This window comes from Paenibacillus sp. UASWS1643, assembly GCF_008693195.1.
GTDB classification, from domain to species: domain Bacteria; phylum Bacillota; class Bacilli; order Paenibacillales; family Paenibacillaceae; genus Paenibacillus; species Paenibacillus amylolyticus_B.
This window is the reverse complement of record NZ_VXKZ01000098.1, coordinates 133939-149578: the sequence shown is the minus strand read 5'-3', so window position 1 is coordinate 149578 and position 15640 is coordinate 133939. Positions and strand designations below refer to the sequence as shown.

At 46.4% G+C, this 15640-nt stretch carries 16 protein-coding genes; all 16 read right to left on the bottom strand.

Annotation, left to right across the window (positions count from 1 at the left end; translation table 11 throughout):
- The coding region (locus FE296_RS07005) for a collagen-like repeat preface domain-containing protein (RefSeq protein ID WP_150364577.1) at window positions 1-1619 on the bottom strand (1619 nt) is incomplete at its 3' end.
- Window positions 1620-1813: 194 nt separating this feature from the next.
- Entirely contained in the window at window positions 1814-3211 is a 1398-nt protein-coding gene (locus tag FE296_RS07000) for an ATP-binding protein (protein WP_223868795.1), read from the bottom strand.
- Between the two features lie 55 nt (window positions 3212-3266).
- A complete protein-coding gene (locus tag FE296_RS06995; protein WP_017687664.1) occupies window positions 3267-3983 on the bottom strand; it encodes a response regulator transcription factor in 717 nt (238 codons plus the stop codon).
- A 138-nt stretch (window positions 3984-4121) separates the two neighbouring features.
- Window positions 4122-5384, bottom strand: coding sequence for a cytochrome c biogenesis protein CcsA (gene ccsA / locus FE296_RS06990; protein WP_150364576.1), 1263 nt, complete (start codon window positions 5382-5384; stop codon window positions 4122-4124).
- Window positions 5381-7054, bottom strand: a complete 1674-nt coding sequence (gene resB / locus FE296_RS06985) for a cytochrome c biogenesis protein ResB (RefSeq protein WP_124116192.1) — start codon at window positions 7052-7054, stop codon at window positions 5381-5383. The genes ccsA and resB overlap by 4 nt, the downstream gene beginning before the upstream one ends.
- 14 nt (window positions 7055-7068) lie before the next feature.
- Window positions 7069-7596: a redoxin family protein gene (locus tag FE296_RS06980; protein ID WP_150364575.1), complete on the bottom strand. Its 528-nt coding sequence runs from the start codon at window positions 7594-7596 to the stop codon at window positions 7069-7071.
- Window positions 7597-7728: 132 nt separating this feature from the next.
- Window positions 7729-8478, bottom strand: a complete 750-nt coding sequence (locus tag FE296_RS06975; protein WP_124116190.1) for a pseudouridine synthase — start codon at window positions 8476-8478, stop codon at window positions 7729-7731.
- Between the two features lie 197 nt (window positions 8479-8675).
- A complete protein-coding gene (locus FE296_RS06970; protein ID WP_150364574.1) occupies window positions 8676-9494 on the bottom strand; it encodes a S1 family peptidase in 819 nt (272 codons plus the stop codon).
- A 63-nt stretch (window positions 9495-9557) separates the two neighbouring features.
- On the bottom strand, window positions 9558-10091 hold the full coding sequence (locus tag FE296_RS06965) for a spore maturation protein (RefSeq protein ID WP_017687658.1): 534 nt from the start codon (window positions 10089-10091) through the stop codon (window positions 9558-9560).
- Window positions 10092-10097: 6 nt separating this feature from the next.
- Window positions 10098-10724: a nucleoside recognition domain-containing protein gene (locus tag FE296_RS06960; RefSeq protein ID WP_036672256.1), complete on the bottom strand. Its 627-nt coding sequence runs from the start codon at window positions 10722-10724 to the stop codon at window positions 10098-10100.
- A gap of 31 nt (window positions 10725-10755) precedes the next feature.
- Window positions 10756-11943 (bottom strand): D-alanyl-D-alanine carboxypeptidase family protein, encoded by a 1188-nt coding sequence (locus FE296_RS06955; protein WP_150364573.1) that lies wholly within the window; start codon window positions 11941-11943, stop codon window positions 10756-10758.
- A 129-nt stretch (window positions 11944-12072) separates the two neighbouring features.
- Window positions 12073-12555, bottom strand: coding sequence for a GerW family sporulation protein (gene ytfJ / locus FE296_RS06950; protein WP_124116187.1), 483 nt, complete (start codon window positions 12553-12555; stop codon window positions 12073-12075).
- A 147-nt stretch (window positions 12556-12702) separates the two neighbouring features.
- Window positions 12703-13434, bottom strand: a complete 732-nt coding sequence (locus FE296_RS06945) for a DUF2953 domain-containing protein (protein ID WP_150364572.1) — start codon at window positions 13432-13434, stop codon at window positions 12703-12705.
- 188 nt (window positions 13435-13622) lie between these two features.
- Window positions 13623-14279 carry an SMC-Scp complex subunit ScpB gene (gene scpB, locus FE296_RS06940; RefSeq protein WP_124116186.1) on the bottom strand — a complete coding sequence of 219 codons (657 nt, stop codon included), beginning with the start codon at window positions 14277-14279 and terminating at the stop codon, window positions 13623-13625.
- Window positions 14248-15048, bottom strand: coding sequence for a segregation and condensation protein A (locus FE296_RS06935; protein WP_076328266.1), 801 nt, complete (start codon window positions 15046-15048; stop codon window positions 14248-14250). The genes scpB and FE296_RS06935 overlap by 32 nt, the downstream gene beginning before the upstream one ends.
- Before the next feature lie 104 nt (window positions 15049-15152).
- The gene (gene ribH, locus FE296_RS06930; RefSeq protein ID WP_017687651.1) at window positions 15153-15620 is read right to left on the bottom strand and encodes a 6,7-dimethyl-8-ribityllumazine synthase; all 468 of its coding nucleotides are present in this window, start codon (window positions 15618-15620) and stop codon (window positions 15153-15155) included.
- Between the last annotated feature and the right edge of the window lie 20 nt (window positions 15621-15640).

Below are 15640 nucleotides of genomic sequence, written 5' to 3'. Positions count from 1 at the left end.
GGCGATGTGCCCGGCGTTCCGGTTGGCGATGCCACATTCGCAATATACGTACTGCCGTTGAACGTTACAACCTGACCCGCTGGATACGTTGGGGCTACGGCTGGATCGAAAGGCACAATGCCACTTAAACCTACACCTGTCGCTCCCGTTACCCCTGATGCTCCTGTAGCTCCGGTACTTCCCGTTACTCCAACGCCGGTTGCTCCTGTAACACCCGTGGCTCCCGCTCCAGCGATTAACGTGTAATCTGGCGATGTGCCCGGCGTTCCGGTTGGCGATGCCACATTCGCAATATACGTACTGCCGTTGAACGTTACAACCTGACCCGCTGGATACGTTGAGGCTACGGCTGGATCAAATGGCACTAGGCCTGTCAATCCTGCCCCAGTTGCTCCAGTTACACCTGATGCACCTGTGGCTCCTGTAGGTCCTGCACCTGCAAGCAACGTGTAATCTGGAGAACTTCCTGGCGTCCCCGTTGGCGAAGCGACATTTGTAATGTAAGTACTGCCACCAAACGTGACGATCTGTCCAGCTGGATATGTTGGTGCTAATGCGGGATCGAATGACACGATGCCACTTAATCCTGCACCTGTGGCTCCAGTTACACCAGTCGCCCCCGCAGCAGCGATTAATGTGTAATCCGATGAAGATCCTGGTGTTCCTAGAGGACCAGCTACACTCGTAATGTAAGTACTACCGTTATACGTAATTACTTGACCTGCTGGATAACCCGGGGCGAGCGCTGGATTAAATGCCACGGCTCCTGTCAAACCAGTTCCGGTTGCTCCAGTTGTTCCAGTTGTTCCACCCGACAGCAAAAGAGTATAGTCTGGGGAACTTACGGGTGTACCCAAGGGACCGTTTACATTGGCAACATAAAGACTACCCTCGTAGCTTACTACTTGACCTTGAGCATAAGTTGGTCCCAGTGCAGGATCATATGCAGTAATATTGTTCAAGCCAACACCAGGTGCTCCTGCCGGACCCTGTGGTCCCTGTGGTCCCTGTGGTCCAACTGGGCCAACCGGTCCTACTGGTCCAATTCCTCCAGGTGTCCCAGTAGCCCCTTTTACCCCAGGGACTCCTGGGACACCTGGTACGCCCGGGACTCCTGGCAATCCCTGTGGGCCGGCTGGTCCGGTAATCCCTCCGGTTCCAAGAGTTGTCGTCGCCCGGCTTAGCGATATGGAGATCGATCGAATTAATCCCACAAGTTTATCTTTTTCTGCAGGTGGTACTTCCAGAAGCAGTGTCACACTTAATAAGTCATCCAGTAAGTTCTGCAAGTTACCTACGAGATTAATAAGAGGAACAGGGACAACCTCTGACCCTGCAATCGTTAATTCCAATACGGCTTGTAACTCTGCCTTTACTCCGGCACGAAATCCGGATTGATTTACAAAACTAAGTAACTGGCGTAATCCGTTCTGCAAAGACAGTATATTGGCTGAAGTCGGCTGACTGATTGCAGCAGGAATAGCCACCGCCAAAGAACGAAGTATGGATTCAAACTGCTCCAGTTCTCTTGTGGTTATTGGAATAAACGGAGAGCCCGCTCTAAAAGATCTGCCTTCCAGAAAAGCTTTAATATTGACCCTTTTTCGATCATCGGACATGCTTAACTCAATCCTCCTCTATCTTGCTTGCTTTTCAAGCTTATGTCACATAAGAAGGAAAATTATCTTGGACACTCTTTTTAGTCAAAAAAAGACCATTCTTGTTCCACGTTGAACAAGATTAAACGGTAGTCTTCAACAAAAAAACACCCTCCATAAGAGGGTGTTTCCGCACTTTTTGTATGAAATTCAGGCTATTTCGATGAATCCAAGGGAAATTGCAAAATAAACTCCGTTCCTTCACCAAGAACACTATTGACGGTAATCATGCCTTGATGCGCATCAACAATATTTTTCACAATCGCTAAACCAAGCCCCGTACCTACACTTTCTCCCCGAACACGAGCCTTGTCTGCTTTGTAGAATCGTTCGAAAATAAATGGCAAATCGGATGAAGGGATACCTACACCCTGATCCTTCACAGAAACTCTGACAAATGGAGCACGAAGATAAGTGACCCGCTCGGCTGAGATCATTACATTTTTGCCAGTAGGTGTATGTCTGAACGCATTATCCAACAGATTCGTAAATACTTGCTCAAGTCGATCCTCATCTGCTTGTTGAAGTTCAATGGTTGGTTGTTCGAACTTAAATTGCAGTTGAATTCCCTGTTCTTTTGAACGCACCGAGAACTTCCGATATACACGTTCAAGTAGTTCTCCGAGGTCAACTTCCTTCATCACCATGTCCGTGTGTCCAGCTTCCATCCGCGCCAGATCGAGCAAGTCTTTAACCAGTCTGCCCATCCGCAGGGACTCATCATGAATGACCTGGATCAGTTCTTCGCTCTCTTCCGGTGAGGTTGCCATGCCGTCCAAAAGGGCTTCACTGTAGCCTTGCATCATGGATAGCGGAGTTCGTATCTCATGAGATACGTTAGCCACGAAATCACGCCGCATTTTCTCCAGACGCACTTCTTCTGTTACATCTCTTAAGACAGCCACAGCCCCCCTGACAACACTGTCAGCATACAACGGTGCCATCTGAACAGACCAGACACCTTGCTGAACGTGAACATTGGAGTTCTGGTCCCCACCTTGCTCCATCACCATTCTGAACAAAGGAAGAAGGGGCTCAGGTACATCACGCGAAGTCTTGTTAGACTGCTCGGATTCTTGTCCTTCGTCCATTTTTGCCCAATCGAGATCATACCATGCCTGCATGATCTTCTCTCCAGGCGGATTCGTCAGAATAACTTTGCCTTCACCATCAAATGTAACCACCGCATCGGTCATGCTGCGAAGTACACTCGCCAAATGTTCCTTCTCATGGTTAAGGTTTCGAATATTATCTTCCAGTTGAGCAGCCATATGATTAAATGTGTTGGCAAGTTCACCAATCTCATCACTCGTTACCAGGGAGAGACGTGTTCCGTAGTTCCCTTTGCGAATCGCATTGGCTGCCTGAATCAATTGCTGCATGGGTTGCGTTATTTTGGTGAATAGAAACAATGCAAAAAACGTGGTTAAACTGAATCCGATAATACAGATATAGGTGAACAACCGCTTAATATCTCTGGATTCGGATTCTGCAAAGTTCGTATCAATGTAGGGCAGCAAAAAAAGACCCAGCGCTATAAGTACACAACCCACAAGGCAGATAATAGTGATCCATAACTTCCCGACCAGTGATCTCCAGAAACTAAAACTACTTCGGTACTTCCAGTTTATAACCCACACCCCACACCGTCGTAATCATGGCCGCCGATTCAGGCGATACCTTGTTAAGTTTCTCGCGAAGACGCTTCACATGCGTATCCACGGTACGAAGATCGCCAAAAAATTCGTAATTCCACACATCCTTGAGCAATTCTTCTCTGGAGAAAACTTTGTCGGGAGATGTTGCCAGGTAGTGCAGTAATTCATATTCTTTTGGTGTAAGACTAATCTCTTCGCCACCAGCGGTTACCCGGTGGGCATCATGCTCAATAACCAGATGCGGGAACACAATGTTGTTACTCGAATTGCTCTCCTTGGAGAGATAAGCTGTCGCGGAAGATCGACGCAAAATCGCTTTGACACGATAAATCACTTCACGCGGGCTGAATGGTTTTACAACATAGTCATCAGCGCCAACTTCGAAGCCTTGAACCCGGTTAATCTCTTCACCTTTTGCAGTGAGCATCAAAACGGGCGTTGATTTCACCTGACGAAGACGGGTACACACTTCAACTCCATCCATACCTGGTAACATCACATCAAGCAAAATCAGCCCGTAGTCCCCTGCTGTTGCTTTACGCAGCGCAGTTTCCCCATCCTCAGCTTCATCGATTTCATAACCTTCTTTTTCAAGATACATTTTCAAAAGCCTACGGATTCTCTCTTCGTCATCCACGACCAGTATTCGATTCTCATGTTCAGCCATGCCTCTCCAGCCCCTTTGCAATAACTCCTCATCACTTCTATTATGTTCGATCTGGCGAACAATATTTGAATACCCTTCAATAAAAAGGTACGTTTGTGTTTCCCGCTTCTAAACTCAACCTTTGCATACGAGTCTGTCCTAGTCCGCTCCAGCGTAAGAATGTAATCCAGCAATGATCAGATTCACCCCAACTAGCGTAAACATGACGACTAGGAAGCCAAGAACTGCAAGCCATGCAGACTTCTGACCTTGCCAACCTCTGGATAAACGCAAATGCAGATACACACTATAATATAGCCATGTGATCAATGCCCACACCTCTTTGGGGTCCCAACCCCAAAAGCGACTCCAGGCAATCTGAGCCCAGATCATGGCAAAGATTAATGCTCCCAGCGTAAATATCGGAAAACCAATGGCAATCGCGCGATAACTTATCTCATCCAGATCATCGGCATCGATTCCATCCATCATTGGCTGTAACGCTTGTCCAAGTGGTCTGCGCACAAGAAGTCGTACAATTCCATAAAGGATCAGACCTACAATAAGTGACCAAACCACCGTATTCAGCTTACGCCCGGCATTTACGCCGTTCATCCAGGAAGGCGTCTCAAGTAAAGGTTTTTTCATGCCAAGAAACGGTGTCATGCTCTCCACTTCGCTATTATATGGTGCAAAAATCGGAGGCATGCGATAAATCACTTTCTCTATTGTACTATTTTCCTGTACCTCTGTGTCAATGCTGACCGTTTTCTGTACAAAAACCGCCTCGTAACCAGCTGCACGAAAGGCAAATACCGTCCCGATAAATCCGATAACGACGACGATCGTAACCAGGGTGAATTCAACCCATCCTCTTTGACGTCTTGAAGACTTGTCTTTACCACTGAAATCAACAGTACGGAGCAAATACATGAACCCTGCTGCAAAACCCACGGCGAAGAATGCTTCACCAAGTGCGGCCAACGTCACGTGAATTTTCAGCCAGATGGACTGAAGTGCCGGGATTAACGGCTGTACCTCCTGAGGAAATACAGCAGCATAAGCCATTATAATGATGGTAAGTGGTAAGGCAAACAAACCCAGTAACGACTTCCGATATATGGCGTATACAACGATAAATGCAACCATGATCATCATGGACAGAAAAGACATGAACTCGTACATGTTACTAACAGGAATATGCCCTGCCCCAGCCCATCGGGTTACAAAGAATACAAGATGTGCTGCCAAAGCGACAGTCGAGGCAATGAAAGCTCGTTTACCCCAGCGATTCATATGCGCCAGAGGATCACGATTGCTCCATTTTTTGCCCATTACCGCAACACCATATAAAAAGAATGCGGCACAATAGAGAAAGAAAGCTACGATAAATGCGTCGCTGCTGAAATCCAATAAATTCATGCTTGGTTCCCCCCGTTATCCAACGACTTCTCTTCCACTTCCAAATTCATTTGTTTCAAGACAGCCGCCACTTCACGCCTGAAGCCAAACCAGTTTTTGTTGGTATGTCCACCCAAGGTAAGCTGTTGATCATCAAAACGAATCCAGATTCGGCGATGATGCCAATAAAAACCCATGACCAGACCCAACATGACAATGCCGGCTCCTACCCACACAAAAGGCATTGCTTTATCCACGCGTATATTGAGATAACTTACGGATTGAATAATATCAACCTTGTCCATGCTGTCCACTTCCAACTGTAAAGGAATCTCTGTTCCAATCAGCTGTTGGTTAATTGCATCCTGCTGAAACCGTTGTTTATCAATCTGCTTCGCAAAATAAAGATATTGTATCCCCTCTTCCGGCAGATTCGGTCCCTTAATGAGAAAGAGAAAAGCAGGTGCATTAGGTGAAGGCGATATTGATTTGGGCTGTCCATTCTCATCCAATCCAAAGTCCATGAACTTTTCCTTCACGGTCAGTTCATAAGGGCCTGCTTCAAATGTTTTTTGGGTATCGACCATATCAATCTTAATCGCCCCATATACTTCACCAGTTTTTGTATTGACCAGATCCGGCGTTACGGACCGAATGGTGGGTGTTAGATCATAATCAAACTGATATGCTTTCAGACCGTTATAATTTAAGGGATGATTCACACGAACATCATGTCTGGCCACCTCAGCTAATTGAGGTTTTTTTGAAAGATCCGAACAATCTGCTGTACATTCATACAAAACAACTTTTGTTTCGAACAGTTTTGGAACGGTCTTGTTCAGGTTACGGAATTGCTCCGGTACTTCTTCCTCACTGTAAAATTCAACATTAAACTGTTCGTTTTTCAGATACATCGACGTATTCGGGATCTTTTTGATCTCACCTTCCGGAAAAGCAACATGCTCATCCAGATTCAGGCCAGGCAGCCCTCGTGCGAGCACCGCCAGCAGAAATATAATGAGTCCAATATGGATGACATATGGGCCCCATCGACTGAATCGCTGTTTCTCGGCGAGTAAAGCATCACCCTGAGTATGCACGCGGTAGCCTTTCTTTTTCAGCGGCGTAACCGCTTTCTTAATCCAGTCTTCTGGCGCCTCTTCAATAGAACCTTGGTACACCAGACGCTGTCTTGTTAGAAATTGCGTGTGTTTACGTATTTTCTGTTTATTCAGTGCTTTGTAGAGCGGTAGGACGCGATCCAGACTGCATATCACCAATGATGCACCAATCAGCACCAACAGCAAGATAAACCACCAGGATTCGTATGTATGGGATAAACCCAACAGATAATAGATATGACCCAACTGACCGTATGTTTCTTTGTAATACACGGAAGGATCAATATTTAGAAATGTACTTTCTTGCGGATAGATCGTGCCAAGCATAGAGCCTACAAGCGTGAAAACAATCATATAGACAGCAATTTTGACGGATGAAAAAAAATTCCAGATGCGATCAATGATGTTGGGATTACTGCGCTGTGAACGGCGCGCCATGCCATCGTAACGCATTTCCAACACTTCATTCGATTTAGCTTCAGACTCCAGCAGCGGTTTCCCACATGCTTCACATAGTACAGTGCCAACCGGATTTTGGTGTCCGCACTCACATTTGGTATTTTGGAACACGAATAGACCTCCTGTCAGGGCTGCTTCGCCAGTTGCGAAATTTGAGTGTCAAGTGTGTCCAAATCAAGTTGCCCGATATGAATGGTAGAGATTTTGCCGGTGTCGGATACAAAAAAAGTTGTTGGCATCGGAGAGATCCCGAAATCACGAACCGAGTTTTTCTCACGGTCTAACATGATTGGAAATGTAACCCCAACCTGCCGAACAAAATTATCCACGGTCATCTGGTCTTCTCCAACATTAATTCCGACAAATTGTACTCCCTGGTCCTTCCATTTGTCAGCTTGTGCCTGAAGTGCAGGCATTTCTTTAACACAAGGTTCACACCAGGTGCCCCAGAAATTGATCACCAATGCTTTTCCTTTGTACTCGTCAGACGTATGAACTTGACCATCCAGGCCCAGCAATTCAAAAGAAGGAGACTTGTCCCCTTCCTTTGGCTTGCCGTTCGAGCCGGATACCGATGTCGTAATCGCATATCCGCCCAACACCAGGATCAATGTCAAAATGACGATTTGCACCGTTCTTCTTGATTTCCCCATGTGCTGCTCCCCTTTAAGTGACTCTAACACTCGCATATTATTGAACTGGACAACTGTGAACATCCTATGAACAATTATAGCGAATTTCGTCACAAAACTGCGGCGGTTTTATGAAAATTATGTGTCCTCACATTACCTTTTTTTCATTTTTCTGGCTGGTTCTGATTGTGCGAGGGTAATCAGGTTGTTAACTTCTTCTTTGGTCAGATTGCGTGTCAGACCACGTTTCAGGTTTTGTAGCAAAATGCCACCAAACGAAATCCGTTTCAACCGGGTTACCGGATGGTTGATCGCCTCGAACATGCGTCTAACCTGACGGTTACGCCCTTCATAGATCGTAATGGAGATCACCGACTCATTGGCCGCTGTATCCACATCTTTGTATTCCACCTCTGCAGGAGCAGTCATGCCATCATCCAGCATAATGCCTGTCTTTAATTTTTCCAGAGCCGAACCATGCGGCACACCTTTGACCGTTGCGTGATACGTTTTGGGTACGTGATGTTTCGGATGCGTCAACAAATGTGCAAACTCACCATCATTGGTCAGAATCAATAAGCCCTCTGTGTCATAATCCAGACGACCCACAGGGTATACACGTTCCTTGACACCTTTCAGGTAGTCGGATACAATTTTCCGACCTTCCGGGTCAGATGCACTTGTGATTACGCCTTTTGGCTTGTTCAACATCAAGTACACTTTTTTCTCACTGCGGATCGGTTTTCCATTAACCGTAATCATATCCTCTTCGGGGTTCGCTTTCGTACCCAGTTCGGTTACGACCTCCCCGTTAACTTCTACTTTGCCGGACAGGATTAGTTCCTCGCTCTTACGGCGGGATGCAATACCTGCCTGTGCGATAATTTTTTGTAATCTTTCCATGTTTGTCATGTCACCTCACACTAATGATACCCATCACGCAAGGAAATCACAAGGATAATCCAAGGATTTTGTAATCTGGCGACACGAATACGCATTTTAGGCGACCTTCCCCTTTGAGATTGACGCAAAAAAAAGCCTGCCTTTACACGACCTGTTAAATACAGATGGTGTAAAGATAAGCCTTTTACTCAAATCATTTAACTGGAAACTTTGCCGGCAACTGCAACTTGTTTTTTGGCAGGTTTAGTACTCTCTTTAATGAAAGTCTGCAATGTTTTGGAAGTAATATAATAGGTACGTCCACCGTACACAAATGTCATCATACCAATGACCCGGTTGTTCTGATCCAGAACAGGGCCACCTGAATTACCTTGTGCCATGGATTTCACAATACTGCCGATTCCCTTTTTACCTGGAACGTCCGAAGCTTGGGAACTGAACACTCTGCTTTTGGCTATCGTATTGTAGGTTGAAGGAAAATCTTCATCCAGGATGACAAGATCACCAGCAGGATTTTTGGGGAATCCAATGGTATAGACAACCTGGTTATCCCTTGCGTTTGCAAATGTGACCGGTTGGGCGTCTATTTCCTTGTCCAACTTCAGCAGTGCCATGTCTGTGACCGGATCTGTCTTAATAATCTTTGCCTTTATAGGCTTACTAAGGGAACCCGGACTTGCAACAGTCAGTGTACCTTCATCACCATCAGACAGTTCTGCAAAACTCTGAACGACATGGTAATTCGTGAGCACTTCATCCTTCGAGATCAGTATCGAGGTACCAACATCATAATATACCATATCGGGTTCATCCTGCTTGACCAAACGTACATTCACGACTGGAAAAGAATCTGCCGTAACTGCCATTTGTGCACGCAGCTGTTTGTCGAAGTAACCTGTAAAATGTATCGTCTGAACGGATTGAGCCGCCGCCATCCCCGTTGAACCCGCGAGCATTGCAATAGCAAGCACGCCTGTCATTCCGACACGGAGCATTCGTTTCCAACTCTTCTGCATGTCTCACTCTCCTCCGCTATTATTCTAGCATATCTAATATATCGGAAGGAAAGGAGATATCTTTTAACCAAAAACGAGCAAACAAATGGCGAGGGCAGCAATAAAACCAACGACATCGGAAAACAACCCTACTTTGAGTGCATATCGACCATTCCGTATGCCTACAGCTCCAAAATAAACAGTCAGCACATATAACGTGGTGTCTGTACTTCCCTGAATCGTAGATGCCATACGTCCAATCATGGAGTCGGGACCATGGGTTTTGATCAGATCGGTTGTAAACGCCAGAGAGCCTGTCCCCGTTAAAGGACGCAGTATTCCGAGTGGCAACACTTCGCCTGGAACACCCATCCAGGACACCAGCGGAGCAAACAGACTAATCACAAAATCCAGTGCACCCGAGGCACGAAATACGCTGATTGCGACCATCATGCCCACGAGATGCGGAATAATACTGATTGCAGTGGAGAAACCATCCTTGGCCCCATCAACAAAGGATTCGTAAACCGGGACCTTTTTGGTAAACGCATATAATGGAACAAACGCGATAATAACCGGGATGGCCCAGACGGAGATCCAGTTGATGAAGGTTAACAAAGGTGCTCATCCTTTCATGCCGGGATTGCCACTTTTCTGTATGCGCGGCGGTTTGTGTAAAGCCCTGTTTCGATACCAGCGATCGGCGATTATAGCTGCAAGTGTAGCGATAATGGTTGCCATCAATGTTGTTCCCACGATCTCTGTAGCATTGGCGGAATGATAGTTTAAGCGGATGGCGATCAGCGTTGTCGGAATAATGGTAATACTAGCCGTATTCAGAGCCAGTAAGGTGCACATGGCAGGAGAAGCGGTTTGTTTGTCAGGATTAAGCTCCTGCAGCTGTTGCATGGCTTTGATTCCCATCGGTGTAGCCGCATTTCCTAGCCCCAGCAGATTGGCACTCATATTGGAGAGAATATAACCCATCGCTGGATGATTTTTGGGCACATCGGGAAACAGGAAACCAACAACCGGACCGAGCAGCTTGGCAATACGAGCCAGTAGACCCGCATCTTCAGCCATTTTCATCATGCCCATCCAGAACACAAGCACACTAATCAGTCCAAAACAGACCGTGACTCCCGTTGCCGCCCCATCAAAAGCAGCTTGCGTGACCACTTCGATATTGCCGTTGACTGCTGCAAAAGCAAATCCGATTAAAATCATGAGCAGCCAAATTAGATTAATCATGGAAGATATCCTCCCTTCAATGGCGATTTAGCTAAGGAGACAACAGGTGGCTTAACACGGCACGCCATGCAGCTGCCCAGGAAGAAACATCACCGATTCCACCCAGCGTTGCATCTTCTGTCTTCGGTTCAGGAGGAATATAACTGCCTTTGCGATACACGGGAATTGAGCCAACAAGTTTGTCGTCAAGCTGCATATCAATGCGACCTGCCAATCCGAACGAAGGATCTGTCGATTTTTCCTTGCCATCCGTTTCCGACTGTCCTCGATTTTCGTGTAGTATCAATTTCTTGGTCAATGAGCCTTGTTCACTTTTAGCCAGTGGATACCAAAATCCCCGGCCCGTAACGACATCTGTATTTTGCACAGGCTGTTCTTGCTTCGCGACCTCTACCAACGGGAAGTACTCAAACCCGAAATCAAGCATCCGTGCATGATCGTTCCAATCGTTTCCATCATTCAGCGTTACCGCAGCGAGCTGCTGTCCGTTGCGTGTAGCCGAGCTGACCAAACATCTGAAAGCTTTTTTTGTGTAGCCGGTTTTCACTCCATCCGCACCTTCATACATCCGCAGCATTTTATTTTTATTGTGCCAAGAGTATTCCCAGCTTTCATTGGGGTTCGGTGCGGATTTGTCCTCTGTGGCTACGATGCGTTTGAACACCGGATTGTGCAATGCATATGCCGTTAATCGTGCCAAGTCATTAGCTGTAGAATAGTGACCTTCTGCATCCAGTCCATGAGGGTTCATAAAGTGGGAATGCGTCAGGCCGATTTGCTCCGCCTTTTTGTTCATTAACAGGACAAAGCCTTCTTCCGATCCACCGACATGTTCTGCGATCGCAGAGGCAGCGTCATTGCCTGAACGGAGCATTAGCCCGTACAACATATTCTCGAGTGTCATCTCTTCACCTAACTTTAGATAAAGAGACGATCCTTCTTTGGCAAAAGCCGTGGGAGACACTTTCACTTTCTCATCCAACTTGCTGTGTTCAATCGCTACAATCGCTGTCATGATTTTAGTCAAGCTGGCAATTCGCAGTTCCTTATCCCCGTCCTTGCTGTATAAGATCCGGCCTGATGTGACATCAATGAGAGCAGCGCTTTGCGCATGTGTAGACGGACCTTGAATCGTTGCCTGGGCTTGAGTAACCCCTATTGAAGACAGCAAGAAGACAGGGATAAGCATGCATGCAAGTACTTTCGTTATTTTTCGCATCAATTCATTCCTCCGGGTCACTTGGAATCTTGTACTATCTTATGTTCGGACAACTTGGAGTATGTCCCATAGGGCAAAAACAGCAAAAATCCCTCACGCTTGAATGCGGGAGGGATCATGACCACTGATTCAGCTATAGGTTGATGGATCTGGTGTAACTGGTACATCTGTTGTATTCGTTGGTGTTGTATTACGTTGGAACATGCCTTGAATTCGATCAAGAACATAAGGCGTAGAGTCAATGAGTTTCTCAAACAGATGTGTGGAGTTATCGAGTGGCACAATGTGTACCCCCTGTTTACCTACCACCAGGAACGCGATAGGACGTATGGATACACCGCCGCCGCTACCGCCACCAAACGGAGAAGCAACTTTAGCTGAACTCGCATGTTCAGCAGAGGTACCCGTAGCACCATTTTTGCCATTACTTTCTCCATTGACGTGAAAATCACTACCACCGGCAGCAAATCCGAATCCCACCTTACTGATTGGCAGTATCACGGTACCATCCGGTGTTTCGACTGCATCACCAACAATTGTATTGACATCCACCATGGCCTTGATATTCTCCATAGCGGTTTCCATTAAGCCTTGAATTGGATGATCTGACATTTTAATTCCCTCCAGTTTCAATGTAAGCTAGGTTTGATCTAACCATATCATCCCCAAACTTGAAGGGACTTATGTAAATAAGCATTTTAAGTACACGCACCGAACCCCAACCTCATATTTCCAAAACAGGTCGGCTATAATGGGTTTTTACAGAGTTGTCCCACTAAGTTTCTTCTTTTGCTTCTCCTTATGCCTGCGGCGCTGTTCCTGAAGAAGTTTGAACCACATCCGCCATCCGCCTTCGACTTGAAGCACACGGGTGAGTAGTGTAACTCCAGCGATCAGAACGGCTGTAATCCGAATTTTTGCTCTGAAATCCAGATCGGTTCTAAATTCCATTTCATCGGACCATACCGGCATAACCTGAAGCACGGGTGTTTCATCAAAGCGGATCTGATAGGTGAGAAAACCAATAATAATGGATTTGATACTCCACACCCAGCCCGTCAGCACCGCTGTATAAGCTGCATCACCAACGCCGATGTGGGTAGCCCAGGACAGTTGGGTCATATGTACGCGTTTGAGTGTTTGCTTAAGCCACAGCTTGAGCGCGTCTGTTGCCCTAAGCATAATTTTCACATCTTTAGCCCACTTCTTGACTTTGCGTTTGTTGACCCGCTCACTTCCCTGGGCCTCGCCTCTCGAATGATTCATGGATTTTTCGGTCTTGACCAGAAAACCTTCCTTCATATTGCGAAAAACAATACTCGGGATCTCATAGTTAATCCGCACAATTCCATAGAGGAGACGAACATTAATATTGGCGTAATCATCACTTTTATGTTTACTGAATGTAAAATGTACATGAACATTTGAGATGAGGACTGCGGCAATCAGCAATGCGAACAACAAACCGATTCCTCCAAGCCAAATCCACACAGGCCTTACCTCCAAGCCCTCAATTCTTTTCTCGTCTAGTATGGCACTCTGAATAGGAAAAAATTCACGTCTGACCTAAAAATCCCATTACATATTTATTTTTAAACTGTTCTATTCACCATTTATCTAAAACAATCCACAAAAAAACCGACTCCACTGATGGGTGTCGGTTAGTATGAGCTAGCAAATTAGAATGAAGAATCCGTATTATCGTCTTCGTTGTCGATATGACTTAGGTCATCCGCCGGATCAGCACTTTCCGGTTCCAGTTGTTGCAAATCCAGTTTGTTGAATAACAGTTGTGTCTCTTCTTCCAGGTTTTCCGAATCTTCGAACAAGCCTGGTTCCGGAAGGTCTTTAATTGAAGCCAGTCCGAAATAATCCAGGAATGACTTGGTCGTTCCATACAGAATTGGTCGTCCGATGGCCTCGGCTCGTCCCACCTCAATAATCAGATCCTTATTCACAAGCGTATGGATGGCCCGCTCCGATTTTACACCGCGGATTTCCTCAATCTCTACCCGTGTAATCGGCTGACGATACGCCACAATGGCCAGCGTCTCCAGAGCCGCCTGGGATAAGGACGTGCGTGCGGGAGAGTATGCCAGTTTCTCGAAATATACAGCGTGGTCAGGCAAGGTGCCCAACTGAACTACACCAGCGATCTTGAGAATCTGTACACCTCGTCCCTGCTGTGAAAATTCATGAATCATCTCCTCAATCGCGTCCGTTACAAGCTCCACTCGCTGGTCGACGATCTCGGCGATTTGTTTGATACTCAGACCTTCTTCTCCGGACAAAAACAGCAGGCCTTCAATAATCGATTTCAATTTCGGAAAATCCATGATTCTTTGTTTCCCCTCTCCACTCCATAACGATATCCTCAAACATCCGTTCCTGATAACAGACAATCTGCTTCATCTTCATCAGTTCCAGCACCGCCAGAAAAGTGACAACAATCTCATGGCGATAGATATGCTCATCCATCAACTTGGAGAATAACAGTCTACCTCCCGGCCCCATACTTTCCAAAGCGCCGATGACATCCCGTATCCGGTCCTTAACCGAAATCTCATCCCGTTTGATCCGGGTTACAGTTGTACGCTTCTCAGCCTTGCGTAGCGCCTTCTGAAAGGCTGCAATCAGGTCAGAGGTATGTAAACCCTCAACCGGATTCGATTGGGCTTCTACGGGCATATAGGGGCGCAGATCTTCGGGCTCTTTGGAAAATATAAGGCTGCGTTCCCACTCCCGTTCATGAAGATGACGCGCAATTCCCTTGTACTTGCGATATTCTATCAGACGTGCAATCAGCTCTGCACGTGGATCATAATCTTCTTCTTCCATAAAATCATAATCCTCAAAGTCCTCAATTACCGGTGGTTTGGGCAGTAAAAGTTTGCTCTTGATCGACAGCAATGTTGCTGCCATGACCAGAAATTCACTCGTAATATCCAGTTCCAGTTCCTGCATCGAATGCAGATACGCCATGTATTGATCGGTAATATCGCTGATGGGAATATCCTGGATATGAATTTCAGCCTTATCAATCAGATGAAGCAGCAGATCCAAAGGCCCTTCAAAAGTCTCCAGTTTGTATGTAACTACCGTCACTAGACGAATCCTCCCGCCAGAAAAATACAAAACCCTGCTAAGCCGTCCGAATCCGGTTTCCCGTGTTCGTCTGCGCAAAGCAGGGCACTACTATTAAATAAGCACTATTTTAGCTGTTTCGTCAAGTTTGCCATCTCAATTGCCGCCGTAGCTGCATCCCAACCTTTGTTCCCCGCCTTGGTTCCGGCACGTTCAATCGCTTGTTCAATATTTTCTGTTGTAACCAGTCCGAAGATCGTAGGCACGCCAGTTTTCAAGTTAATTGCTGCTACCCCTTTAGCCATCTCGTTGCACACATAATCGTAATGCGTAGTGGACCCACGAATGACAGTTCCCAGGGTAATTACCGCATCATACTTGCCGCTCTCCGCCATTTTCTGCGCAATCAAAGGGATTTCAAACGCACCTGGAACCCAGGCTACATCCACTTCATCATCCTGCACGCCGTGACGTTTGAATGCATCGAGCGCTGCGCTAAGCAATTTACTGGTAATGAATTCGTTGAAACGTCCAACGACAACTCCATATCTGGATCCTTCTGATACTAAATGTCCTTCAAAAAATTGTGGCATTCAAGTCATCTCCCTAACGG